Below are 21,378 nucleotides of genomic sequence, written 5' to 3' on the forward strand. Positions count from 1 at the left end.
GGGTGACGGTGTTATTTCGTGTTCTGGCTCATAGCACCTGATGTGGACTCATCGAATCTGATCTTTCGATACGTCAATATGATGCAGACTCAGGGCATCTGATGCGGTGTGTCATGATCGCTGCCCCATGGGGTTGGCTGCGGACGAACGGGAGCGCGGAGTTGTCGGTCGGGTTGGACGCATTCGAGGTCGGCTTCGTGGGCTCGGGTGGGGTCGAGGTTCGGTGTTCGTTGGCCGACGCGGTGGCGGTGGGGTTCGAGCGGGTTCCGCCGATCCGATCGATTCCGTCGTATCGGGGCCAGCGGCACAATCCTGGCTTGTACTGGTCGGCGACGGTGTCGGCGCATGTGGAGTACGAGTCCTGGTTGGAGCGTGACGAGGCACTGGCGCTGGACTTCGATCCGGATGTCGTGGGTTTCGCGGCGCAACCGTTCTGGCTGTTCTGGCGCGACGGACACAAGAGACGATCACATGCACCGGATTTCTTCGCCCGCCGCGCCGACGGGACCGGGGTAGTGATCGATTGTCGACCCGCGGTGCGGATCAAGCCGCGGGACGCGGCCGCGTTCGCAGCGACCGCGCGGGCATGCGCGTCGATGGGCTGGGTCTATCGGCGAGTGAGCGAGCACGATCGGGTCTGGTTGGCGAACGTGCAGTGGCTGGCCGGATATCGGCACCCTCGTCACCGAGTGGAGTCGACAGTTGCGGCATTGATGGCAACAGCGTTCGCGGAGCCTCGGCCGCTGATCGAGGGCGCGCGTTCGGTAGGCGATCCGGTGGCTGTATTGCCGGTGCTGCATCACCTGTTGTGGTCGAAGGAGCTGATGGTGGATCTGTCACAGCGGTTGGAGTCGGTGTCGATCGTGTCGGCGGCGGCGAGATGACGAAGCTGCTGAAGGTCGGTGACCGCGTGTTTTTCGACGACGACGAGTATCTGGTGGTGGCGCTCTCCGGTGTGCGGGTGAGGTTGACGGCGTCAGACGGGACGGCGTCGGTGGTTCTGGTGTCGCATCTGGTGGACTCGTCGGGGTTCGCGATTCTCGGACAGTCCGACGCCGGGGTCGTGTCGGGTGGACTGCCTGGGCAGAGCCTCGCCGATGTTCCCGCCGACGCTGCCGAGCGAGCCCGTGATTGGGAACGCCACGTGGTCGAGGTCCAAACCGGGTTGCCGCCCGGAGCGGATCCGGGAGCCACTCCTCGACCCGAGTACGACCCGGCGCGGACCACCATTCGCCAGCGCGAGGCAGCCAAGGCCGCCGAATTGACTGCAGCGGGGTTTCCGACCAGCGCGATCACGGTTCAGCGGATGCGCAGCCGCTATCGTTCCGGCGGCGTGCGCGGGCTGGTCGACGGCAGGGTGACACGGCCGTCGTCGACCTATCGGCGCACTGACGAGCGCGTGGTGGCAGCGGTCCTGGATGCGTTGGACGGGGAAACGAAACGGTCCACCGGAACCCGGGATCGACTGCGCCGGCAGGTAGAAATGCTTCTGGTGCAACGGCACGGTGACGGGGTGGTCGCGATGCCGTCGAAGGCGACATTCAACCGGCTGGTGACAGCGCTGTCGACGGGACAGTACACGTTCGGTTCGGCGAAGACGCGGCGATCCGCGGCCAATCGGCCGACCGGCCCCTTCACCACGACATGGGCGTCGCGGCCGGGACAACACGTTCAGATCGACACGACGCCGTTGGACGTGTTGGCGGTCTTCGACGACGGGATCGCCCGACGAGTCGAGTTGACCGCAGCGGTCGATGTCGCAACGCGCACGATCGCGGCGGGAGTGCTCCGCCCGGTCGGTACCAAGGCGGTGGATGCATCGATGCTGCTGGCGCGGATGCTGGTACCTGAGCCGATGCGACCGGGTTGGGCAGACGCGTTGCGGATGTCGGTGTCGCGGTTGCCATATCGAAGTCTGGCAGACATCGATATCCGTATGGAGCAGGCTGCGGCGAAACCGGTAATCGTCCCGGAGACGATCGGCTGTGACCGCGGAAAGGTCTACCTGTCCGAAACGTTCCTGCGGTCGTGTCAGGCGTTGGGCATGTCGGTTCAGCCGTCCCATCCGCGCACTCCGACCGACAACAGCGTGATCGAGCGGACATTTTCCTCGATCAACACCCTGTTCTGCCAGTATGTCGCCGGTTACGTCGGCCGCGACGTCAGCCGCCGCGGCGCGCATGTCGAGGACGAAGCTGCGTGGTCGCTGGCGCAACTGCAGGATCTGTTCGACGAGTGGGTGATTCACTGGCAGCGCCGTCCACACGACGGGCTGCGCAGTCCCGACAGCGGTCAGGCGGTGTCACCGAACGAGATGTACGCGGTGCTGGTCAGCGCCGCAGGCTATCTGCCGTTGATGCTGACCGGTGAGGACTACATCGAACTTCTGCCTTCGCAATGGCGCACCATCAACGATTACGGGGTGCGCCTCGACCGGCGCACGTACGATGATCGCGCGTTCAATCCCTATCGGCGCCAGCATTCCGGTGTCACCGCCCGCAACGGGGCTTGGGAAGTCCGCTACGACCCGTACGACTTGTCTCAGGTGTTCGTCCGCAACCATCACGAAGGTGGTTGGATCCGAGCGACCTGGACGCATCTACCGATGGTGTCGGCTCCGTTCGCGGACTTCACCTGGCGTCACGCCCGCCAGACCGTCGCCGATGCCGGGCCGACAGATGAACCGGTGGAGACCGCGACCGCGCGGGCGCTGGCAGACCTGCTGGATCGAGCATCCGCCGGCCCGGATACACAGCCAGCACCCAGGAATCGCCTCAGGACCAAGGTTGATCGCAAGATCGCGGCCCGTACCCGGGGCTGCGACACCTCACCGAGCCACGGTCGCGCCGGATGACCTGCGAGTGCTCGACGGTGACGACTTCGACGAGGGCAGCGGTGGTGACGAAGGCGAGTGGGGCACGGTGATCCCGTTCGGTGTCTTCGACGCCGCTGCGGAGGCACAGCGGTGGCCCTGACCAGTATGAGTAAATTCGACCCGCCACCGGACGCCCCACTCACCACCAAAGAAGGCTGGAAACGCTGGGTTGACCGTGATCGCTCTGCGCCTGAACTGCGCGGAGACTGGCGCGAGCTGGCACCGCCCGAACGTGCCGACTACGACGATACCCGGCTGGACTACCACTCTGAACTGATCGTGGTGAACACCCAGACCATCCAAGACATCACGAAAACCGTTCGGCGGCTGTTGATTCTCAATCGTCGCCAGATATCGGCTCGGCGCGGGCTAATCGTCACCGGTGGCGCGGGCACGGGCAAGACCACCGCGTTGACTCAGTTGGGGCTGGCGCACGAGCTTCGAACGCGGTTGCGCACTCCTGTTCGGGGGACACGGATTCCGGTCGTTTACATCACCTTGCCCCCGGCTGCGACCGCGCGCATGGTCGCGGTCGAATTCGCGCGGTTCCTCGGTCTTCCACTCACGGGACGTGCCAATCTCACCGACATCACCAACTCCGTCTGCGCGGTCCTCTGCGACGTCGGCGACCATCGTCGCCCCATGCAATGCCGGGTCGCCGGTGATGAGCTCGCATGACTCAGTGACCGAGTCCGCCATCGCTGCGTCGAAATCCGCGGCCGCATCAGGATTGCTGGCAAGATGCTGCCAGAAGGAAGTCTTGAATACTGCGTCAAAGGCAGGTCGCCCGGTCCGGATCGCGTGCGCGGATTCTTGCCACGCCGCATACTGCGTTCCCGCCGAGGTCGTTGCCCATCGAGCAAGTGAGCCGGGTGCGTCGCGCCGCAACAGCTCGCCCGCGGGGGTGAGCGAGTAGTAGCCACCCGTTCGAGTGACCAGACCGACCTCGAGCAATGACTCGAGTAGTCGACCGGTTGCCGATGGATGGGTTCGGCATCGTACGGCGAGTTCATCGGCCTGAAGGGGTCCATCGGCGAGTGCATCAGCGATGCCGAGGTCAGCGGCAAGGACCGTCACCTTGGCGCGCCGGTAGCCGGTCACCAGCTCTCGGACATGTTGTGCGGGATCGGATACCGAGGAGGATCCTGGCTGGCCAGCAGAGTGGGAAGCGGAGTTCATGAGCGTCTCGATCCTGAATCGATGCGGTAGTGACTAGTTTTTCACGAATATATACGGTATCGTAAGTCGGTACCATAATACGGTACTGTCATACCGCTTTTGAAGGGCAGAAACTCCAGCGGAATTCGCTTAGGGGCACGCCGCGTCATGTCCGAGACCGCGGGCCGTGGGGATCTGCCGGACGTGTCGACTCGAATCACAAGAAGTAAGGAGTGCAATCGGTGAACGTGAAAGATGGTCGGCCTGGAGTGGCCTTGGTGGACGTCGCAGTTTCCGATCCGAACGGTGCAAGCGAGTTCTACGGTGAACTGTTCGGCTGGGAGTTCGACCCTGAGCTGTGGCCCAACGGCTACCGTTACGCACGCGTGGACGGTTCGATCGTCGCAGGTATACGTCCTTTGAACGAGCAGGAATCTGCCAAGTGGGATGTCTACTTCGGAGTCGATGATGTGGAAGCCGTCGCCGCAAAGATTTCTGACCTGGCTGGGCGCGTGGTTTTTGGTCCTAATGACGCCGGTGGTGCCGGCAAAGTCGCGATTGCTCTCGACACGGCGTTCGGAGCCTTTGGGCTCTGGGAGGCAGGTGCAGGGTGGGACTTCATCCAGGGCCGTGACAACGCGCTGGTTTGGTCGGAATTGGTCACGCCCGAAGCCTCAGTGGACGAGTTCTATTCATCGGTGTTCGGCTTCGAGACCCGTCAGATCGGTGAAGGGGCTTTCGACTACACGATTTGGACTCTCGACGGCGACACCTCGGTCGGTCGGTTGAAGTCTTCCGACGGAGAAGATGCCTCTTGGACACCATATTTCGGTGTCAATCCTTCGGTTGGCACTGACAAGGTCGTTGCCCGAGCGGCCGAGCTCGGCGCGCAGATTCTGTTCGGCCCCGCGGATATCCCAGCGGGACGCGTCGGGACTTTGCGAGATCCTTTCGGCGCGCGATTCTCCCTTGTCGACCTGTCCCGTTCTGCTCGTTGATGCGGTCGGCCTCTCCGATGAATACAGATGAACCCGTTCACGCCAGCGCTGCCCGTATGTACGACTATTACCTCGGTGGTACCCATAACTTCGCAGTGGACCGTCAGCGTGCAGAAGAAGTCATCGCACTGCTGCCGATAACGCCGATGATCATGCGAGCCAATCGGCAGTTCTTGCGGCGAGCAGTTCGCTTTTGCGCAGAGCAAGGAGTGAACCAATTCCTGGACCTCGGCGCGGGAATTCCGACCGAAGGTCCGGTGCATGAGGTAGTTGCTTCAGTGACGTCGGACTATCGGGTTCTTTACGTCGACAGTGAGGAAGCTGCGGCCGTCTACGGTAGAGAAATACTCGGCAGCGACCCGAGGTGCGCATTTCTGCACGCGGACATCTGCGATACCGACGCCGTCCTGGACAGTCCGGAGGCCAAAGGCCTTCTGGATCTTTCTCAACCAGTGGCAGTACTGCTGTTCTCGGTGTTGCAGTTCGTTCCGGACGCTGCTGATCCATGGGGTGTGGTCGCGCGCTATCGAGATCGACTGGCCGAGGGTAGCCACCTTGCGCTTTCCCACGCCACAGCCGAAGGTTTACAGGCACAGTCCGGTGATGTGACCGCAATCTATTCCAAGACCGATAATCCCATTCGATATCGCAGCGATGAGGATGTCTACGCCATGTTCGAGGGCTTCAAACTGGTCGAACCCGGGATGACACGCATACCGGAATGGTGCAGGCCCGGTAATGAGTTGGATGGAGAGTATGTCGGAAAGGTCTTCGGCCTTGCTGGTGTCGGAGTCAAGGCGGGCACCGCGTCAGAGGCAACGGGCGGACCTGGGGGTAGGGTTCGTCGATGACTTTTGCTCACACCCGGCGGCGACGTGCAGGCGGCGAACGCAGGCAAGCTGTTCTCAAGAACGTAATCGAGGTCCTCGCTGAGCGGGGTTACTACAATACCCGTTTCCGAGATGTTTCGGATGCAAGCGGGGTCGCTATCAGTACGTTGCAGGGGTACTTCGGATCGCGGGAAGACATGCTGGTCGAGGCCCTACAGGCGGCGACCGAAGGCGAGGTCACCGAGATGCGTCGAGTCAGTGAAGGCATCGAGGACCTGTGGCAGCAAGTGGTGCTGTTGGTTGATCGTGGCATCGACACCCCGACTCCGGTGTGGCGCATGCTGATGGAGTTCTGGACCGCTGCAGCTCATGACGACGAGTTGCGGGCCGACAGCATCGGACTCCAAGCACGCTATCGAGAACCGTTCGAAACGACGTTGCAACTCGGCGTCGACACCGGAGTGTTCCATCCAAAACATGACATTGGATCGGTCGTTGACCTGGTGGTCGCCGCCCTCGATGGACTCTGTTTTCCGCGGGTGCTGCAACAGCCGTACCCGCAGTTCGAAGGCTTTCGGGCTGTTCTGCTCGATCAGCTCGCAACGACGTTAGGGGTACAGACGTGACAGTTCTGGTAACCGGCGCGACAGGCAAAGTGGGTTCGCAAGTACTCGCCGAGCTCGGCCACCGTGCTGTGGGGGCACGGGCGGCCGGCCGCAGTTCCTCCCCTCCGTTCGATTGGCAGAATCCGCACGGTTGGGAGCAGGCACTCGTCGGTGTCGACAAAGTATTCCTTGTTCTTCCCGGCGGCGACGACGGCCATCGCTCTGTCCGCGGTTTGGGCGACGGCGCCATCACATTCCTGGATGTACTCGAGCGATCGAATGTTGAGCGAGTCGTCGTCATGACCGCACTGGGGATGGAGTATGCGCCGGAGACGGTTGATCAGCGCCGGCTGGAGTTGCGGGTGCAGGAATCATCGATCGACTGGACGATCGTGCGCCCGAATTGGTTCCACCAGAATGTTACTGAGGGGCCGTTGCGAGATATCGCCGCTGCCGCGGCCGGAACGCTTCGGATTCCAGTGGCTGAGGCCGCCGTGAGCTTCGTCGACACCCGAGACATCGCGGCAGTGGTGGCCGAGGCGCTCCTCGCAGAAGGTCACGTGGGCAAGGAGTATGCGTTGACCGGGCCAGATTCGCTCACGTTCCGTGAATTGACCGCGTTGACTGCCGGAACCGGAATTGGCGTGGAAAACTATGAGGCAGTGACGGTCTCGGAGTTCGAGCGTTTCGCGCTGGAACTCGGCTGGGATGCCGAGTACATCGACACGTTACTTGGTCTGTTCTCGACAATCGCGGACGGACACGCAGCGCCGACGACAACCGATGTCGCCGACGTATTAGGAAGAGCGGCAAGCACATTCGCGGATTTCGTAGTGTCCACGGCCAGCCTGTCGCAATGATGTTCACTGATCGGGTCGCTCGTGGCATCGCAGCCGGAGAGATCACCCACGTGTTCCGACGCTGGGCCGTGCCGAGAGTACGCGTAGGCAGCACGCTTCACACCACCGCCGGGATCGTCGAGATCGAGTGCGTAAATCGGGTCGACATACGGGAAATCTCGGACGAAGACGTTCGCGCAGCCGGAGAACAGAATCTAGCCACACTTTCCGCGACTCTTCGCGGTGCCGAACGAGACCCGGTCTTCCGGATTGGAGTTCGCTACATCGGCCCTGATGAGCGCATCGAATTGAGCGATCGTGCCGAACTGTCCAAACAGGAAATTGGTGAAATCGAGGCATCGTTGGCGCGATTAGATCGGGCAAGTCGGCGAGGACCTTGGACCACCGCGGTGCTCACAGCAGTCGCAGACAACCACGGTTGTCGAGCAGCTGAACTGGCGGAGCTACTCGGCCGAGACAAGGACTCGCTGAAACTCGACGTCCGCAAATTGAAGAACCTTGGTCTGACGCGCAGCCTGAATATTGGTTACGAAATTTCACCGCGAGGCGATGCCTACCTGCGAGCTATCCGCTCCAGATAGCTCACGTAGCGGTTCGCTCGCTGGCCTAGTGTGCATCGCCGATCTCTACAGCTTCTATCCCTCCGTGTATCACAACATTGACGAGACGGGTTCGTTAGCTCGCCCGGAACATCTCGATACGGCGCAAACACGTTCCTCCGCTCTGCGATCTGATGTGCATTGGGAACTCGTTCATGCGGCTCTCGACGAGGTGAGCGTGATCGTCGAGAGCCAAGGACGCGATGGCCCGCGTATAGCTTGGTGCCTGAAGGACGTTACTTGGCACCGAGCTATACGAACCAACGGCGGCTTAGATGCTGCGAAATTTTGGAGCCTCGGCACCTCGGTCTAACTTCGAGCAGGGGCACGAGGTCAGCGACAGACGTCAGCAGCCGATGCAATTGGAGAAGATTGTCACGCAAACGTAGTCAGTTCTTCGATGCGGTCGGTGAGATCGGTGCGCCGATTTTGCGAAATTCGGAATAGTCTCGTTTCTTGGGTGCCGCCGGTGTGAACCTCCGAGTCTTAACTCCGAGCAAATCTGCTCACCGACGTTGACAACCAAAGTTTGAGCATGCCCCCCCGCTCGTGAACAACTTGATCGGCATTCCGGAAGCAACTGGTCCCGTGCGATTGAGCTGTTTCATTTCGTAGATATTCGGTGCGCATCGAGCAGTGTGTCTGTGGTGCAATTCTTTTCGATTCCTCATAGGTTCGAGCGGCTTTTACGGACACGGGAGAAGGGACTTCTGGGATCCGTCGGTTGGTCGACATCTCGATGAGCCCGGTCAAGTCCAAATGTGTGGTGTGTGAGGACGGGCACTGCGCGATCTCCTCGTTCAGGCTGTCAGTGCAGCAGAGGTAGTCGAGTTCATCTCCTCATCAATTGTGTTGTCGTCACCGGTTTCCGAGGTAACGAGACTTACTCGGGAGCGAGCCAAGACGTCCAGTCCGAGGTATCGACGGCCTTCGGTCCACTCGTCGTGTTGCTCGGCGAGCACCGCTCCGACGAGCCGGATCAGGGAGGTACGGTCAGGGAAAATGCCGACGACATCGGTCCGCCGACGGATCTCCTTGTTGAGTCGTTCCTGTGGATTGTTAGACCAGATCTGACGCCAGATCTCCTTCGGAAACCCGGTGAACGCAAGCAACTCGGCGCGGGCATCATCGAGATGCGCCGCCACCTTCGGAAGCTTGCCAGACACCGCATCGAGCATCCGATCATACTGTTCCTCAACACCTTTCCGGTCTGGTTGATCGTAAATCGAATGCAGCATCGTCTTCACCCACGGCCACTGCGTTTTCGGGGTGATCGACATGAGATTGACCGCGTAGTGGGTGCGGCAGCGTTGCCACGATGCACCAGGCAGTGTCGCCCCGATCGACGCCACAAGGCCGGCATGGGCATCGGAGGTCCCAACTTCACGCCGGTCAATCCGCGGGCGACCAGACCGCGGAAGAACGTCAACCAACCGGCTTTGTCCTCCCCGGACGAGACGTCGACACCCAAAATTTCTCGGTGCCCGTCGCGATTGATCCCGACCGCCGACAAGGCGTGCACGTTCATCACGCGCCCGTTCTCCCGAACTTTGAGCACCAATGCATCGGCGGCGACGAACGTGTACGGGCCTTGATCAAGTGGCCGAGTACGGAACGATTCGACGTGTTCGTCGAGGTCACGAGACATGATCGACACCTGCGACTTCGACAAGCTGTTGATGCCCAACGATTCGACGAGTTTCTCCATCCGCCGCGTCGACACCCCAAGCAGATAGCAGGTTGCCACGACAGAGGTCAGGGCACGCTCGGCGCGCTTGCGGCGCTCGAGCAGCCAATCAGGGAAATACGAGCCCTGACGCAACTTCGGGATCGGGATGTCGAGTGTTCCTGCACGAGTGTCGAAGTCGCGGTGCCGGTAACCGTTGCGCGAGTTGACGCGGTCGTCGGTACGTTCGCCGTATCCGGCACCGCACAGGCTGTCCGCTTCGGCGCCCATCAGCGCGGTGATGAACGTTCCGAGCATCGATCGGAGCAGGTCGGGGCTCGCTGCGGCGAGTTGGTCGGACAGAAACTTTTCGGGGTCGATAAAGTTGTGATCGGTCATCGCGTGTTCTCTCTTCAGGTCGAGTTGGTAGCTCTCTTGAAGAATCACGCGGTGGCCGTCCTCATCGGGGTAGCGACACGCCCACAGTTTCAGGACGAGTGGTCGTACACCACTCTGCTGGACTCAACCATGAGCCCGTTGTCGGGATGTAAACCTGATGTCATTTTTGCAGGTCATATCTGCCAAATCTCTCGGTTAAATCACTTGGATCATTCCGGTGTCGAGGTATATCGAGGGTGATCTTGTCAGCGAACAAAGGGCATGCTCGGTCGATTCTCGATGCATGTCGACAACCACCATGACGCTTCCACGCGCCTCAGGTACTTTGAGCCGCGCTGAATCCCGCTGGCTCAACCAAAGTGATTCCTCCCAGGTCAATTCCGCGAGGAAACATCAGATTCAATCAGTCTGAACAGCGATTGGAATGAGCGCCAGTTGTTGTGCGGGCTCCGCAAATGCGAGTTGCGGTGGGAGGGCGATGGGATGCCTCCCATGAACCTGTCACTCAGTAATGCATCGGATACAAGGCACTGCCGGATGCGCCGGTAGAAGGTCAGGCAGGAGTGAAAGTCCAGAGACATTTTTCTCTGAAGATTTTTCGCCGCGATGTCACTCAGGTCCGGTCGGCGGGATCTTCCTATGAGTAGAAGGACCATCCGAGGCAGCTGCGCGAGCGCGCGGTTGACCGACCACAGGAGGAGCGCCATGCAGATGCAGACCGGAATCGATCGCCGCCAGGTGATCGGGGGTCGGCGATGACGAGTCCCGCGCAGGAAAAGGCTCCCGCCCGATTCGCTCGTTCCCCACGCATTAGTTCACTGCCGGCACGGTCGCATAACTGGGTTCGCGACAGCTTCTGCCTCGGAAGCGCAGCAGTGGGTGTCGGCGCCGCAGCCCCGCTGTTCGGGTATGCCGCCTTGTCCATTCCGGCGGCCGCAGGTCTGTCGATAGGCGCGGTCTACACCGGAGTTGTGGGGAAGAGAAAACAACTCCGAGATGTCGACGTCGACGAAGTCGTCGAACGACTCTGCCCTGTCATGGGACTCCCTGAAGCGACGCGGGCGGTGTTGTCGGTATCGAAGTGGAGCGGAGGGACCCCGGGCGTGCCGGGAAAACTCACCGTCTATTACCAGTCGGCTCAACCGCTCAACGACGACACATGGGTCGACGACATCTGCGAGGTTTTCGAAGACCAAGGGTGGGGATTCTTCGCCCTCGCAGAACACGACCGCAACCGTCGGCGATTGATCTTCACACCCGCGGCGGAACCGGAACGAGAGCCCTCTGACAGTGAAGCGGTGGCGCGTGCAAAACGCTATGTCGGGCAACTGCTCGGACCGACCGCAACGGTCACCGCGATCGATGTCGATACCAAGACCGGAGAAGTCACCTCCATGAAGGTGCGGCACGAAATCGGATCGAAGCTCGTCTCGGACGGTTATCGAACTCGTGTCGAACGCGCGATCAATGCGATGTTCCCCGGACGCTGGCGCGCAAAGTGGAACCACCACACAGACGAGGTCACGTTCGAGCAACGCACCGCGTTCCCCGACAGCATTTGGTTGCCCGCCCCGGACATCGACCCGGAAGTCGATTTGTTGGCCAACTACGACTCGGTCGAGATCCCATACGGTGTCGACGAAGACGGTAACGAAGTGGTGTGGCGCCCCGCGATCGATCCGAATCTGATGCTGGTCGGACCTCCCGGTAGCGGCAAGACAGTGACGGCACACAACCTGTTGGTCAACTTCTCGCGCCGCGGATGGCCGATCTGGGTGCTCGATGGAAAATACGTCGAGTTCCTCGGCTTCCAGGACTGGCCCAATGTTCAAGTGGTCGCCACGTCCATCGAACAGCAAGTTGCGATGGTGCACCGGGCACGTGACTTGATGGAGTTCCGCTACGACAAGATCAAAATGGGCGAGGCAACGGAAACGGACTTCGAACCGGTCCTGGTGTTCCTCGACGAGTGGGCGGAATTTCGCGGCAATGTCGAAGATTGGTACTTCTCGGTCAAACCGAAAGGCGGTCCGAGGGAACCACCGGTGCTCAACATGCTGGCGTCGATGGCACGCAAAGCGCGTACCTCGCGAGTGCATCTGGTCTTCGGCACACAGCGCCCCGATGCGATCTATTTCAAGGGCGACATGCGCGACAACTTCGCGATGCGCATCTCCATGGGGCGGCTCTCACCTCAAGCTGCCGTCATGATGTGGCAGTCGCCGTCGATCGGCACGAGCGTTCCGCGCAAGTGCCGAGGACGCGGTACCACTGTCACGGACACCTATCAGGCGCTCGAAATTCAGTGCTACCGCGTGCCGGACCCGCGGAAGACGCGAGACGGCACTCCAGACGCTGAACTCCTCGACAGACTTCGGCCAGCGGTGACCAGACACCCGCGGTTGCTCATCGTGCCGCCGGAATCTCTGGCAGACATCGACGACTCCGACGAAACGTCAGAACCCGCGCCCCTGACCTATTTCGACTACGTCGCCGCTGACTGGGTCCTTGCCAGTGACAGGCCCGACCTCGACCCGGTACTCACACGAGCGCGGATGAATGGCGAGACCGACCCCCGGCTCGCATCGCCAACCGCATTGTTGGGTCTGTTGGGGGCGTCCGAAACTCCGAAGAAGCGACAAGCGATGGCAGACTTCGTCGACCTCGACACCTACCGCAGGCCGACGCTCGCGAAAAACGATGCAGCAGATGCGGCGGCGTTTCTCGACAAACTCTCCGATCCTGCATCCCGACGAGAACCGTCGAACGTCGAACAGGCCCGAACCAGACTCACCGTCGTCAAGGCAGCAGTCGACGATACGGCTCCACGCGAGGAACCGGACTATGCATTCAGCAGCGGAGACGAACACGAGGACCAATACGGACCGGTCCAGGATGTTCGCGCCTCTGACGTGGCACTGGGAGATCTGATGTTGATGGAGGACACCGACGAGTGGGTCGTTGTCGACACCGAACCCGAGCCCGACATCATCGAAGACTCGTTGCTCTCGTTGACCTGGCGCAGCGACACCGACGAGATGGGCGATCTTGCGATTCCGGACAGTTCGTATGTCTCGATTCGCAAGCCTGTTCAGGTACCTGAGCTGGTGTGACCTCTGTCGAACTCGGCCGGTACCCACTGCCGTGCGGCTGGGTCCCATGTCCCTGTGGATCTCAGCCCCGACAGCAATGGAAACAGTGCACGGCTGAGCTCGGCGAGTGCGTCGTCGAGGGTATGAAGCTCGGAATTCAACGACGTTTTCGACGCGAGTGCTCGATAGCCGGCGGCCCAACTCGGGCCGGGGGATGCAAGCGTGTGGGGGAGCGTGAGCACACGACGGGCCTGTTGGGCTCGTAGTGCGCTCACGGTGTCTGCGGCGTCGAACGTGCATGAGGTGATGATGAGTAGCAGATCAACGAGATCGCGGAAACGCGTTGAAGGAGTGACCTTCTGGGGGCCGTGAAATTCGTACATCGCGCACAGTTTGTCAGCGATCTGATCGGCGACAGGTACGACAGTGAAGGTCGGCAGCGTCGAGACGTCTGCGATTTCGACGGCGGGGCGCGGCTGCAGTCGCTCCACCGGCCCGACCAAGGTGCGTTCGATCGCAATGTCGATCGGAAAGTTTCCCACGCGAGCAGAGCCGAGATAAACGGTTGCTTTCAATTGAGCCCCCCGACTGACTCCGGTCAGTGACCCTTTCGCCTCGATCTTGAAAGTGAATCGGTCCAGGTCCGGACGGACGCTGAGAGCACGTAGTTCGTCGACGGCGCCGATGATGTCTGTTCCAGGATGAAGTAGATCGACGTCTTGGCTGTAACGGGCCCCAGGGATGCGAACGAGCATCCCACCACCTCCGGTGAGGATCCACCTCGAATCAGGTGACGCGAACACCCTCGCCAAGAACCGCTGGGTGAAGTACTCGCGTTGAAGTTCCTCAGTCGTGCGACCGCATGTTTCGGCCTGGCTTCCCAGGCGGGCCAGCAGTGCCCGGTGGAACGCTGCCGCCGACGGATAATGTTGGGCCACTATACAATTCCTTGCTTGCGTAAGGCGCGGAGCGCGGCAGGCAGAGCAGGATCACGCAGGATGTTCAGGACGCCCTTCCTGGCCTCGTCCGTGGCGCCGGCCTCTTCCTGGCGAGAGGCCCTCGTATCGGTCGGCGTGGACATCAGGTTCGAGGCGACAACGTCGTCGATGAGGGCGGCGACGAACCCTGCTCCGTCGCCGAGGGGCGCGCCGTAGAGGTGCGCGAATGGGCGCAGTTCGGACTCCAGTTGTTCTCGCGAGACCTGGTCGGTGCGCAATGCATCCCACACCACTCCCGCGAGGTGTCCACCGTCGGTACGAGAGGAAGCGAGGTCGACGATCGTCCTTGCCGTCGTCGTGACCGGCAGACCGTCGAGTAGGGACCAGTCCGTAGGGGCCAGCGCGGCGACGTGGAAACGGACTCCGTCGCTACGCGTGTTGCGCCGCCGCGGGACGGTGAACTCTGCAATGTCGGCATCGATGTCACCGAGTTCTCTCAAGTCGGCAGCAGTTCGATGAGAGGCCACCCCGCGGGGATCGGCACTGTTGATGCGCTCTGCCGCCGAGCAAGCCGGGTCGAGTGCAAGCCATTGCGCGCGCACGTGATCGGCGGGGTGAATCGGCGTCCCTGTCAGCCGGTACACGCCATGCCTGATGCGGGTGAGAATGAATCGGTCCGCCAACCGCTTGAGGTGTTGCGCACTTACACCCGACTCGGCGGCCTGGGCTGAGGTGAACATGCCCCACTGTTCTTGGGCAAGATCTGCCAGCGCCAGGACCCGATCATCACCTTTCATGCACCGATAATATCACTCTAGATGTAATTTTTGACGCCCGGTCATTGAGTTTTAGCGACAGCTGCTGTACATGCGGCCGATTGTCGAACGCAAAAAACGCGGCAAGAACGTGCCGATCTCCCACGTCCGCCACGTGCGACACCCAGATTCCGAAAATAGTTTGCCCACGCGTGTCACACAGGACGCCTCCACTGGATCTTCCTACTCGTAGAAGCCCAATTCCGGCGACACGAGGAGATCGGTCATGTTCGACAGTCAGTCAGAACCCCAACGGGCCACCCCGAATACGGCGAACGCAGCAGGACTCTCTGACGCCGATCAGATGCACCTGCTGATGGCAGCCCCACTGATCTTCGGGATCGTCGTCGGAGCCCTTCCTTCCATGTCGACCAGGGCCACAGCCTGGCTCCTCGAACACAACATGATCATCGCCGCCGCGGAATCGCCCTTGCTGGCCCTTCCAGGCGCGGAAGGCGCTGGCCTCGATATCCGCCGGCTCATCGTCGTCGCCGCAGTCCTTGCGGTAGCGGTAGCCCTGGCGATCAGCGGACTACGCCAGGCAGTTGATCGTCGACGGCAGCAGCGGCTGCGAATGGGCGATCAGGTGAAATAGCAAATGCGGCACAATATTTCGGTAAGAGTGGAGACCCTCGAAGTAATTTTCGAAGCGTGTGCGGCACTACGCCGGGGTTCCTGGCGGCCTGTTCTTCGTGTTTTTGTACGCGCGTTCAAGCCCGTCACTCGTGGTGTTCAGCGCCTTGATCAGTGCATCAATACGCGCCGGTTTGATTGCAGTCAGGCGTACCTCAGCGCGCTCCAAGGCGCCGATGGCCGTAGTGCTGATACCGGTGGCTTTGCCCAGTTGAGGCTGCGTGAGCCCGGCAATATTCCGGAGATCGGCAAGCGTCCGATCCTTCTCCGGGATGGGAATCAGAGTGTCCATCGGCACTCCGAGCGCAGCGGCAACCTTAGCGAGAGTGTCGACCTGAGGTGTTGCTCGTCCGGCTTCCCAGTTGCCGAGCGCAGTGAGGCTGATCGATGCGATTCGCGCGAGATCGCTCCGGGTGAATTTGCGAATCGTCCTGGTTCGGACCAACGCGGCGGGGTCGAAACCTTTGAGAATTCGTCGCGTCACAGTGGCCATGGAATCAGCATAGTTGCACGCCGTCACAGAATGCGGGCATACTGTGACGGCATAAAGAGTTTTTCTCGTGTGCAGAGCCTGCTACCAGCGAATTTCCGAATAGCACGACGGTTCCCATGAACCAGCGGTCTGACCAGCCGCCAGACGGAAAAGAGTTTTCGATGACCACCGGCACCGCAGCACCACAGCGCACGTCCGAAATTTCCAGCAGCCGACGCGGCTGCCGCTCCTCGGCACGCCAAGCGTCCGTAGCTAGACTGAAAACAGCCGGAATCCCCGCCCGGTCTACTACACCCAGTCGCGACGACGGGTGGTTCCAGACATCGCGACAATCGGGTTCAGGGGGACGTGACGGGCAGGCTTGGACACCTGCCCGTCACGTCGATACATCAGTCGACCTCGCAAACGTTCGCTACCACGTCAACGCTCTGATGTGCGCGGGAATGACAACCGAGCTGATCGCTCAACTCGCAACACTGCCCGTCGCAACCATCCGGGCGTTGCGCAAGACTTCCACGACGTCAGCACCCCAACGTGTCGTCGACGCAGTCCTTTCCATCACCTTCCACCCCAGCCGCGGCCGCGATCTCACCCCCGCAGTAGGAGCGCACCGGCGCCTGCGCGCACTCAATGCAATGGGCTATGGAGACGATCTCTTGGCAGCGCGTCTCGGCGTCGACATCAACGTCGTCACCGGTATGCCGACCAAGAGCCTCATCCCCAGTGGCCTATGGAAGGCGATCGACAGCATCTACGACGAGCTGTCCATGCGCCCGGGCCCGGATGCAGAAATTCGTGAACAATCCCGCGCCGCTGGCGTCGTACCGCCACTCGGGTGGGACGACGATGAAATCGACAACCCCAAGGCACGGAGTCAGGAACGAGTTCAACCACGCCAGGGAGCGGGAGCTGTTCCCGTCGACGAGGCCGTCGTGATTCGCCGGCTCGGTGGAGAACAGATGCCACTGCGCTTCTGCGAGCGACGCGAGATCGTGCGCATTGCGTTCGAGAAAGGTTGGTCTCCTACCGAACTCGCAACAAGGCTGTCCATCAAATATGACTCGGCAGTCACCGAATTGAGCCGCTACCGGCGCGCACTGGCGCGCGATGCAGCTGCCGACAGCGATTCATCGCCAGAAGTGAGCAACCCGCAGGAAACAACCGCTGAAGTACTCGCTGTGCGCGAAGAATCTGACGAACTGCCTCCTGTCGAGGCCAACTCGGGCCGGGAGCTGGAGCCGATCTTGCTCGACGAAGAATCGCCGGAAGAGGCGACATCGAGCGCTCGCGCGGCGGCCGTGCTCGACGTGAGAAACGGCCGAGTTTCGTTGCCACATTCTCTGTCTGGGCATGAGGATGGTGCGACACCGAACCGCGCCGCGTGCCATCTGCCGCGCACTCTGAGTAAGCGCAGCCCCGGAGTAGGCCCTGGTGGTCGAATCATTCGCCATCAACCCAGACGAGACAGGTTGCATCCCAACTTGACTGGTCGATTGCTCGGACCCGATCAACACTTCAACGATGCCATGCAGTGCCGGCCGTCGCAGCCGCTGTCGCCCGCACATGCATCGCGTCGGCGCGGTCGATTCTTCTCAGGGGCTCGCACCAGTGCATTCGTTTACAGCCACGCCGGCGGTCTGCCGCAGCGAAAGGCGAACGAAGGGAAACAACCGCAGGGATACGTGCGCCCGATCGACATCGCTGATAGCGGCTGAAGCAACTCTCGACGAGATTCCCGTTGAAGACTGAAAAGCATGCCAGGACAGTGCATTACGAAGAGATTTTACGATTCTTACAAATACAGGCATCTCCGGTTCCGACCTGAGAGCCCAGACGGGACCTGCTCATGAACACGACATTCGCCTCCGCGCTCAACACCATGACCCCCGGCGACGCTGTTATGTGTCTTGCTGCCGGGTCAGTCGAGCTTGCTCTCGATGACGCCCCGGAATCGATGCGCTGGCAATGGTTCGCAGACCTCCTGGACTCGCAGTGGGGGCTGACCGGCAGACTCGGCCCGATCCTGACCGAGCAGATCATCTCCGAATTGGAGCAGGTTGCCCGCATGTGCCGCGCCTCCGCGCAGCATTCGCTAGACCCTCAGGTGTGGATATCGGCATACCAATCGACTGCGGCGCTGGTAGAAGACCCGGTGGTGATTTCAACGGACGCGCTGCACCTCGCGCTTTCTGCCGCCAACGACATCGCGCTGGAAGCAATGGACACTCCGGATCCTGATTTCTCTGTCGCCGTCACGCTGGCATTCGAAGCACTGACATCGGTAGCGGGTGTTGACCGCGAGGTGTCCAGAAGTTGGATTTTGACTGCAATCGGAGAGTGGGTTGCGAGGACAAAGTCAGCTCACGCGGGCCTCCGATCGGCACAATCGCGCGCAAACGCTGACAATAGGCAGATTGCCAACTCCTCCGTTGTTTCTGCAGGATGCAGCGAGAAGACACCGCTGAAAGTGAGAGGGAATGCGTGAAACCGTCGTCCAATCAGAGCCGGCGACTCCGGATCATTTCGGTCCGCCCAGCGAGTCCGTCGCCGGTAACGCGGGCAAAGGAAGGCAACGACAAAAACGGTCGGCGATTACTCGCGAGAAAATCGTCGACGCTGCTGCCCGCCAATTCGATGCTTGCGGATTCGCTGCGGCAAGCATGAACGCCATCATCGCAAACGGGAACCTCACCAAAGGTGCCGTATATTTCCACTTCCCCTCCAAAGAGGAACTTGCACAACAGGTTATCGAACGATGGTCCACTATGGTGGATGAGGAGTATGCGGCTCTCGGAGAGCCTGACGGCAGTTCCCCCTACAGCCGGTTGGTGCGGTTCTGCAGCGAGGTGGCGCACCGCATCGATGCCGACCCTGGTCTGCGTGCTGGGTTGCTTCTCACTGTAGAACCCTCCGTCACTGGGGGGAAGAGCGCATACATCAAGTGGCGCAACAGTATTGATGACTTGGTTGTCCGCTCCATCGAGGCGGGCGAGATACGGGCCGGCGGCGCAAGCTACCGATTGTCCGATCAGGTGTGCGCGACGTTCATCGGCGGTGCCCAAATCCAGTCAATTGACGTCAGCTCCCCGAATTTGCAAACACGGGTAGCGGACGTGTTTGAAGGACTGCCCGAAAACCCGGACTAGCCCAACTACAGCACCTACGAAAGACGTTTCACTGCAACGTATTTCTATGGTCGCGCATCAGGAACTCAGGGGACTCCCGTATCCACGTTCGCACATGAGCAGGATCGAATCCGCGGTCACTATCCGCTTGCGGAACACCAGGAAGCGTCAGGTATTGAAATGGCACATTCGGACTCGTCAGCATCGTTCCATGACAGGGAAGTCCAAGATCTCGGCTTCGTCGGCCCCGATCGCTACGATTTGGTGCGCATTCTCGGTGGCGGAGGCCCTTCAAGCGATCGCGATTCCTACTTACTCGAGGAATACGAGCGCCGCGACGCTATAGCCCAGAAGTGGTACTACGAAGAAAAAGCCGCGGGTATGAGACGCAATCTCACGGCTCTCGTCGTCCTCGGAGCCTTCCTGATCGTGGCGTCGTTCCTGCTTCCCTATCTCTTCTAAACAGCTGCGCCGCACCTCTGCGCACGAGGTCATTCAAGGTCCAGCCCGTGTCTCGCTTCCGGATTCCCTATCGAGACCCGCCGCAGCGGCCGGTCGCATGAGGCGGCGGTGTGCCTTTCAGTCCACTCAGCGTCCTCGCCCTCGGCCACTGGTGGCGAAGGAATGCGTCACCCCTAGTATCAGGTTCGTGCCGAACGTGAGAACGCCCGACGCCGATATTTATTACACCGACAGTGGGGGAGCGGGTCCCGTTCTGCTGCTCGGTCATGGATTCTTCATGGATTCGTCGATGTTCGCCCCGCAGGTCGATGCCCTCGCAGGCAAGGTCAGGGTGGTGGCCTGGGACTCTCGCAGGCACGGCCGAACAACCGATCACGGTGCCGCGTTCACGTACTGGGATTTGGCTCGCGACTCCCTCGCGGTCCTCGACGACCTCGGTGTCGAGACAGCGATCGTCGGCGGAATGTCGCAGGGCGGCTACACCGCGCTGCGGACTGCTTTGCTCGCCCCGGAGAGAGTCCAAGCGCTGCTGCTGCTCGACACCGAAGCATCTGCCTGCACCGATGACGAAAAAGCTGGATACAGGGCCATGTTCGATCAGTGGTGCAGCGATGCGCCGATCGAACCGCTTGTCGAAGCTCTGGCGCCGCAATTGATCGGTGGAGACTCACGAGAGTCGTGGGCGCCGTGGATCGAGAAGTGGACGTCGAGCGATCGTCGAGCGATTCGGCCGGCTGCGGAGTGCTTGATCGAACGCGACGATGTCGTCGACCGGTTAAAAGCCATCGCGGTGCCGGCCTTGATTGTCCGCGGTGAACACGACATGTCCGCGCCTGCGGCCAAAGCGAAACAGTTGTACGACCATTTGCCGCTCGCAGTTCCGGTCCTCACCATTCCCGGCGCAGGTCACGCGGCCAATTGGACGCACCCGCAGCCCGTGAACGAGACCATCGCAGCTTTCGTGAAGATGGTCGAAACCGGCTGGCTGTAGCGGTTCGAGCAGCTATTGCGTTCCCGGGATTCGCACCCCTAAGTACATCTGGACGGGGTAGTCGCCGCGCATTTCCGTGTGTACCTGGACGTGAACGCGGTATTCCTCGCCGGTGTCGGCATCGCGCAGGTGCATGAATGGCTGGTGCCGGCCGAATCGGACGTCCTCTTTGTCCCACAGGCGCCGAAAGGCCGGGAACTGGCTCAGTTCTTGCAGGGTTTCGATCGCCCATTCAGGGTTGTAATAGCGTCCCATCAACGCGCGGAACCAGTTCACCGTCAAGGTCGTCTCGGCTTCCCACTCCACCATGACGCGCTTGGACTGCGGCGTGGAGAAGAACCAGCGCAACACATTGCCGTCGTCGAGAAGCCCTGGAAAGGCGCGATCGTAGGCAGCGTTGCATTCGATGACATTCCATCGCTCGTCCAGATAGGCCACCAAATGTGGATTGAGCGCTGTGATCACCGTGCGCATCTCGGGTGTGATGAGCGATCGGTACTGATCGATCGTCCACGGGGTGGTTGATGTTTCCCGTTCAGTTTGAGTGCGACGAGCAAGGTTGTACAGATGTCGCCTCTGGGCCGGATCGAGGAAGAGTTCTCGCGACACGCTTTCGAGGAATTTGACCGACGGGTTCGGCGCTACGTTACGTTCGATCTGCGTGATATAGCTCACGCTCCAGTAATTGTTGGCCGCAAATTCGGCTCTTGTCAGACCATCCGGGTGCTGCGGCGTGGATCGTGTGCGCAACGCCCGAACGTAATCGCCCAGGTTGGGCGGTCGGACCGTGTCCATGCGTGACCTTTCGCGGGTATCTGTAACGCGGCATAACACCCAAA

The 21,378-nt window shown here is 60.9% G+C and carries 20 protein-coding genes and 1 pseudogene; 16 read left to right on the top strand and 5 right to left on the bottom strand.

Features of this window, described 5'->3' with window-relative positions; genetic code table 11:
• The first annotated feature begins 113 nt into the window (after nucleotides 1-113).
• The 9 genes from G8767_RS30235 (at nucleotide 114) to G8767_RS30275 (ending at nucleotide 7,907) form a co-directional block, all read left to right on the top strand.
• Complete coding sequence (locus G8767_RS30235; RefSeq protein WP_240952910.1) at nucleotides 114-884, top strand: TnsA-like heteromeric transposase endonuclease subunit; 771 nt, start codon at nucleotides 114-116, stop codon at nucleotides 882-884.
• Complete coding sequence (locus tag G8767_RS30240) at nucleotides 881-2,854, top strand: Mu transposase C-terminal domain-containing protein (RefSeq protein ID WP_206029933.1); 1,974 nt, start codon at nucleotides 881-883, stop codon at nucleotides 2,852-2,854. Before G8767_RS30235 ends, G8767_RS30240 begins: the two co-directional genes overlap by 4 nt.
• A 126-nt stretch (nucleotides 2,855-2,980) precedes the next feature.
• Nucleotides 2,981-3,553 carry an AAA family ATPase gene (locus G8767_RS30245; RefSeq protein WP_166813550.1) on the top strand — a complete coding sequence of 191 codons (573 nt, stop codon included), beginning with the start codon at nucleotides 2,981-2,983 and terminating at the stop codon, nucleotides 3,551-3,553.
• Nucleotides 3,554-3,859: 306 nt separating this feature from the next.
• A complete protein-coding gene (locus tag G8767_RS36025) occupies nucleotides 3,860-4,084 on the top strand; it encodes a hypothetical protein (RefSeq protein ID WP_240952911.1) in 225 nt (74 codons plus the stop codon).
• A 191-nt stretch (nucleotides 4,085-4,275) separates the two neighbouring features.
• Nucleotides 4,276-5,031 (top strand): VOC family protein, encoded by a 756-nt coding sequence (locus G8767_RS30255; protein WP_166813553.1) that lies wholly within the window; start codon nucleotides 4,276-4,278, stop codon nucleotides 5,029-5,031.
• Nucleotides 5,032-5,048: 17 nt separating this feature from the next.
• The gene (locus G8767_RS30260; protein WP_083291413.1) at nucleotides 5,049-5,882 is read left to right on the top strand and encodes an SAM-dependent methyltransferase; all 834 of its coding nucleotides are present in this window, start codon (nucleotides 5,049-5,051) and stop codon (nucleotides 5,880-5,882) included.
• Nucleotides 5,879-6,487, top strand: a complete 609-nt coding sequence (locus G8767_RS30265) for a TetR/AcrR family transcriptional regulator (protein WP_070160024.1) — start codon at nucleotides 5,879-5,881, stop codon at nucleotides 6,485-6,487. The genes G8767_RS30260 and G8767_RS30265 overlap by 4 nt, the downstream gene beginning before the upstream one ends.
• Nucleotides 6,484-7,326 carry an NAD(P)H-binding protein gene (locus G8767_RS30270; RefSeq protein ID WP_070160022.1) on the top strand — a complete coding sequence of 281 codons (843 nt, stop codon included), beginning with the start codon at nucleotides 6,484-6,486 and terminating at the stop codon, nucleotides 7,324-7,326. The genes G8767_RS30265 and G8767_RS30270 overlap by 4 nt, the downstream gene beginning before the upstream one ends.
• Nucleotides 7,323-7,907: an ASCH domain-containing protein gene (locus G8767_RS30275; protein ID WP_070160020.1), complete on the top strand. Its 585-nt coding sequence runs from the start codon at nucleotides 7,323-7,325 to the stop codon at nucleotides 7,905-7,907. Before G8767_RS30270 ends, G8767_RS30275 begins: the two co-directional genes overlap by 4 nt.
• An 818-nt stretch (nucleotides 7,908-8,725) precedes the next feature.
• On the opposite strand, the pseudogene G8767_RS30280 reads toward G8767_RS30275, so the two are convergent.
• Nucleotides 8,726-9,990 (bottom strand): annotated as a pseudogene (locus tag G8767_RS30280) (IS256 family transposase).
• Between the two features lie 755 nt (nucleotides 9,991-10,745).
• Here G8767_RS30280 and G8767_RS30285 point away from each other — a divergent pair.
• Entirely contained in the window at nucleotides 10,746-13,103 is a 2,358-nt protein-coding gene (locus tag G8767_RS30285; RefSeq protein ID WP_240952912.1) for an FtsK/SpoIIIE domain-containing protein, read from the top strand.
• On the opposite strand, the gene G8767_RS30290 is transcribed toward G8767_RS30285, so the two are convergent.
• Both G8767_RS30290 and G8767_RS30295 read right to left on the bottom strand, forming a co-directional pair.
• Nucleotides 13,082-14,020, bottom strand: coding sequence for a nucleotidyl transferase AbiEii/AbiGii toxin family protein (locus G8767_RS30290; protein ID WP_070160986.1), 939 nt, complete (start codon nucleotides 14,018-14,020; stop codon nucleotides 13,082-13,084). The two genes, G8767_RS30285 and G8767_RS30290, sit on opposite strands and share 22 nt — an antisense overlap.
• Nucleotides 14,020-14,817 (bottom strand): type IV toxin-antitoxin system AbiEi family antitoxin domain-containing protein, encoded by a 798-nt coding sequence (locus G8767_RS30295; RefSeq protein ID WP_070160984.1) that lies wholly within the window; start codon nucleotides 14,815-14,817, stop codon nucleotides 14,020-14,022. The genes G8767_RS30290 and G8767_RS30295 overlap by 1 nt, the downstream gene beginning before the upstream one ends.
• Before the next feature lie 244 nt (nucleotides 14,818-15,061).
• Between G8767_RS30295 and G8767_RS30300 the strand changes: the two genes are divergently transcribed.
• Nucleotides 15,062-15,430, top strand: a complete 369-nt coding sequence (locus tag G8767_RS30300) for a hypothetical protein (RefSeq protein ID WP_070160982.1) — start codon at nucleotides 15,062-15,064, stop codon at nucleotides 15,428-15,430.
• A gap of 66 nt (nucleotides 15,431-15,496) precedes the next feature.
• Here the strand turns inward: G8767_RS30300 and G8767_RS30305 are convergent, their stop codons facing one another.
• Nucleotides 15,497-15,961 (bottom strand): helix-turn-helix transcriptional regulator, encoded by a 465-nt coding sequence (locus tag G8767_RS30305; protein ID WP_083291532.1) that lies wholly within the window; start codon nucleotides 15,959-15,961, stop codon nucleotides 15,497-15,499.
• Between the two features lie 443 nt (nucleotides 15,962-16,404).
• Here G8767_RS30305 and G8767_RS30310 point away from each other — a divergent pair, with 443 nt between their 5' ends.
• The 5 genes from G8767_RS30310 to G8767_RS30330 all read left to right on the top strand — a co-directional run bounded on the left by G8767_RS30310 (nucleotide 16,405) and on the right by G8767_RS30330 (nucleotide 20,539).
• Nucleotides 16,405-17,676, top strand: coding sequence for a hypothetical protein (locus G8767_RS30310; RefSeq protein WP_240952913.1), 1,272 nt, complete (start codon nucleotides 16,405-16,407; stop codon nucleotides 17,674-17,676).
• Nucleotides 17,677-17,807: 131 nt separating this feature from the next.
• The gene (locus G8767_RS30315) at nucleotides 17,808-18,446 is read left to right on the top strand and encodes a hypothetical protein (protein ID WP_166813555.1); all 639 of its coding nucleotides are present in this window, start codon (nucleotides 17,808-17,810) and stop codon (nucleotides 18,444-18,446) included.
• A complete protein-coding gene (locus G8767_RS30320; protein ID WP_166813557.1) occupies nucleotides 18,439-19,107 on the top strand; it encodes a TetR/AcrR family transcriptional regulator in 669 nt (222 codons plus the stop codon). The genes G8767_RS30315 and G8767_RS30320 overlap by 8 nt, the downstream gene beginning before the upstream one ends.
• Nucleotides 19,108-19,266: 159 nt before the next feature.
• Nucleotides 19,267-19,548, top strand: coding sequence for a hypothetical protein (locus G8767_RS30325; RefSeq protein ID WP_118604099.1), 282 nt, complete (start codon nucleotides 19,267-19,269; stop codon nucleotides 19,546-19,548).
• 187 nt (nucleotides 19,549-19,735) lie between these two features.
• Nucleotides 19,736-20,539, top strand: a complete 804-nt coding sequence (locus G8767_RS30330; protein WP_166813559.1) for an alpha/beta hydrolase — start codon at nucleotides 19,736-19,738, stop codon at nucleotides 20,537-20,539.
• Nucleotides 20,540-20,551: 12 nt separating this feature from the next.
• On the opposite strand, the gene G8767_RS30335 is transcribed toward G8767_RS30330, so the two are convergent.
• On the bottom strand, nucleotides 20,552-21,334 hold the full coding sequence (locus tag G8767_RS30335; protein ID WP_166813561.1) for a helix-turn-helix transcriptional regulator: 783 nt from the start codon (nucleotides 21,332-21,334) through the stop codon (nucleotides 20,552-20,554).
• Between the last annotated feature and the right edge of the window lie 44 nt (nucleotides 21,335-21,378).

Source organism: Rhodococcus sp. IC4_135 (assembly GCF_011602025.1).
GTDB classification, from domain to species: domain Bacteria; phylum Actinomycetota; class Actinomycetes; order Mycobacteriales; family Mycobacteriaceae; genus Rhodococcus_F; species Rhodococcus_F baikonurensis.

Excerpts from the sequence above, each read along its gene's own strand:
- G8767_RS30235 (WP_240952910.1), top strand. The coding sequence starts at position 114 with ATGATCGCTGCCCCATGGGGTTGGCTGCGGACGAACGGGAGCGCGGAG.
- G8767_RS30325 (WP_118604099.1), top strand. The coding sequence starts at position 19,267 with ATGGCACATTCGGACTCGTCAGCATCGTTCCATGACAGGGAAGTCCAA.
- G8767_RS30305 (WP_083291532.1), bottom strand. The coding sequence starts at position 15,961 with ATGGCCACTGTGACGCGACGAATTCTCAAAGGTTTCGACCCCGCCGCG.
- G8767_RS30275 (WP_070160020.1), top strand. The coding sequence starts at position 7,323 with ATGATGTTCACTGATCGGGTCGCTCGTGGCATCGCAGCCGGAGAGATC.
- G8767_RS30245 (WP_166813550.1), top strand. The coding sequence starts at position 2,981 with ATGAGTAAATTCGACCCGCCACCGGACGCCCCACTCACCACCAAAGAA.
- G8767_RS30260 (WP_083291413.1), top strand. The coding sequence starts at position 5,049 with ATGAATACAGATGAACCCGTTCACGCCAGCGCTGCCCGTATGTACGAC.
- G8767_RS30300 (WP_070160982.1), top strand. The coding sequence starts at position 15,062 with ATGTTCGACAGTCAGTCAGAACCCCAACGGGCCACCCCGAATACGGCG.
- G8767_RS30320 (WP_166813557.1), top strand. The coding sequence starts at position 18,439 with ATGCGTGAAACCGTCGTCCAATCAGAGCCGGCGACTCCGGATCATTTC.
- G8767_RS30295 (WP_070160984.1), bottom strand. The coding sequence starts at position 14,817 with ATGAAAGGTGATGATCGGGTCCTGGCGCTGGCAGATCTTGCCCAAGAA.
- G8767_RS30240 (WP_206029933.1), top strand. The coding sequence starts at position 881 with ATGACGAAGCTGCTGAAGGTCGGTGACCGCGTGTTTTTCGACGACGAC.
- G8767_RS30310 (WP_240952913.1), top strand. The coding sequence starts at position 16,405 with ATGACAACCGAGCTGATCGCTCAACTCGCAACACTGCCCGTCGCAACC.
- G8767_RS36025 (WP_240952911.1), top strand. The coding sequence starts at position 3,860 with ATGGGTTCGGCATCGTACGGCGAGTTCATCGGCCTGAAGGGGTCCATC.
- G8767_RS30285 (WP_240952912.1), top strand. The coding sequence starts at position 10,746 with ATGACGAGTCCCGCGCAGGAAAAGGCTCCCGCCCGATTCGCTCGTTCC.
- G8767_RS30315 (WP_166813555.1), top strand. The coding sequence starts at position 17,808 with ATGAACACGACATTCGCCTCCGCGCTCAACACCATGACCCCCGGCGAC.
- G8767_RS30265 (WP_070160024.1), top strand. The coding sequence starts at position 5,879 with ATGACTTTTGCTCACACCCGGCGGCGACGTGCAGGCGGCGAACGCAGG.
- G8767_RS30335 (WP_166813561.1), bottom strand. The coding sequence starts at position 21,334 with ATGGACACGGTCCGACCGCCCAACCTGGGCGATTACGTTCGGGCGTTG.